Here is a 1,829-nt window from a genome sequence, read left to right as displayed (position 1 = left end):
AACAGGGGGGATGCGTGATGGACAAGACCGCTCTTCAACAAGCGCTCGACCAGCTCGACCAGGCCGTGGCCGCGGTGCGGCTCGGCGTGCAGGATCTGGCCAACGCGCCGGCGGCCGCCGATGCGGCGGGTGGCGTCGCCCATGCCGTCTCCGGCGGGGCGATCGACCCCTTCGTCTTCCGCTTCGCCATCTTCGTGCTGGCGATCTTCGTCGGCTACTACGTGGTGTGGTCGGTGACGCCGGCGCTGCATACGCCGCTGATGGCCGTCACCAACGCCATCTCGTCGGTCATCGTGGTCGGCGCGCTTCTGGCCGTCGGCATCTCGGCAGCGGGCCTGGCGACGGGCTTCGGCTTCGTCGCCCTGGTGCTCGCCTCGGTCAACATCTTCGGCGGCTTCCTCGTCACCCAGCGCATGCTGGCCATGTACAAGAAGAAGGACAAGTGACGTGAACGCCAACTTCGCTTCCTTCCTCTACCTCGTCTCCGGCATCCTGTTCATCCTGGCGCTGCGCGGCCTGTCGCATCCGACGACCAGCCGCCAGGGCAACACCTACGGCATGATCGGCATGGGCATCGCCATCGTCACGACGCTGGCTCTGGCCACGCCGTCTATCGGCGGGCTCGGCCTGATCGTCGTCGGCCTCGCCATCGGCGGCGGCATCGGCGCGATCACCGCGCGCCGCATCGCCATGACCTCGATGCCGCAGCTTGTCGCCGCCTTCCACTCGCTCGTCGGCATGGCCGCGGTCATGGTCGCTGCTGCGGCCATGTATGCGCCGGAAAGCTTCGGTATCGGCACCGTCGGGGCCATTCACGGCCAGGCGCTGGTCGAAATGAGCTTGGGTGTCGCCATCGGCGCCATCACGTTCACCGGCTCGGTCATCGCCTTCCTCAAGCTCGACGGCCGCATGTCGGGCAAGCCGATCATGCTGCCCGGCCGCCACTTCATCAATGCCGCCCTCGGCATTGCGCTGGTGGTGCTGATCATCCTTCTCGTCACGACACAGAGCTACACGCTGTTCTGGCTGATCGTGGTCGCTTCGCTGGCGCTCGGCGTGCTGCTGATCGTGCCGATCGGCGGTGCGGACATGCCGGTTGTCGTCTCCATGCTCAACTCCTATTCGGGTTGGGCAGCGGCTGCTCTCGGCTTCACGCTCGGCAATCTGGCGCTGATCATCACCGGCGCGCTGGTCGGTTCGTCGGGTGCGATCCTGTCCTACATCATGTGCAAGGGCATGAACCGCTCCTTCATCTCGGTCATTCTCGGTGGCTTCGGCGGCGAGACGGCGGCAGCGGGTGCCGACGACGGCATCGAGCGCACGGTCAAGCAGGGTTCGGCAGACGATGCCGCCTACCTCATGATGAACGCGCAGAAGGTCATCATCGTGCCGGGCTACGGCATGGCGGTTGCACAGGCGCAGCATGCGGTCCGCGAAATGGCCGACAAGCTGAAGGCTGCCGGCGTCGAAGTGAAATACGCCATCCATCCGGTCGCCGGCCGCATGCCGGGCCACATGAACGTGCTGCTGGCCGAGGCCAATGTGCCCTACGACGAGGTCTTCGAGCTCGAAGACATCAACTCCGAGTTTGCACAGGCCGACGTGGCTTACGTCATCGGCGCCAACGACGTCACCAACCCGTCGGCGCGCGACGACAAGACGTCGCCGATCTACGGTATGCCGATCCTCGACGTCGACAAGGCCCGCACCTGCCTGTTCGTCAAGCGCTCGCTCGGCTCCGGCTACGCCGGCATCGACAACACGCTGTTCTACAAGGACGGCACCATGATGCTGCTCGGCGACGCCAAGAAGATGACCGAGGAAATCGT

The 1,829-nt window shown here is 65.5% G+C and carries 2 protein-coding genes; both read left to right on the top strand.

Annotated elements, in window-relative coordinates; all coding sequences use genetic code 11:
- Positions 1-17: 17 nt before the first annotated feature.
- Positions 18-446, top strand: coding sequence for an NAD(P) transhydrogenase subunit alpha part 2 (locus tag G6N74_RS30390; protein ID WP_091915374.1), 429 nt, complete (start codon positions 18-20; stop codon positions 444-446).
- Between the two features lies 1 nt (position 447).
- On the top strand, positions 448-1,829 hold a 1,382-nt coding region (locus tag G6N74_RS30385; protein WP_165121721.1), incomplete at its 3' end, for an NAD(P)(+) transhydrogenase (Re/Si-specific) subunit beta.

Source organism: Mesorhizobium zhangyense (assembly GCF_011045115.1).
Lineage (GTDB): Bacteria > Pseudomonadota > Alphaproteobacteria > Rhizobiales > Rhizobiaceae > Mesorhizobium_M > Mesorhizobium_M zhangyense.
This window is presented reverse-complemented; position numbering and strand designations above follow the sequence as displayed.

Coding starts and splice junctions, on each gene's coding strand:
- G6N74_RS30390 (WP_091915374.1), top strand. CDS start 18: ATGGACAAGACCGCTCTTCAACAAGCGCTCGACCAGCTCGACCAGGCC.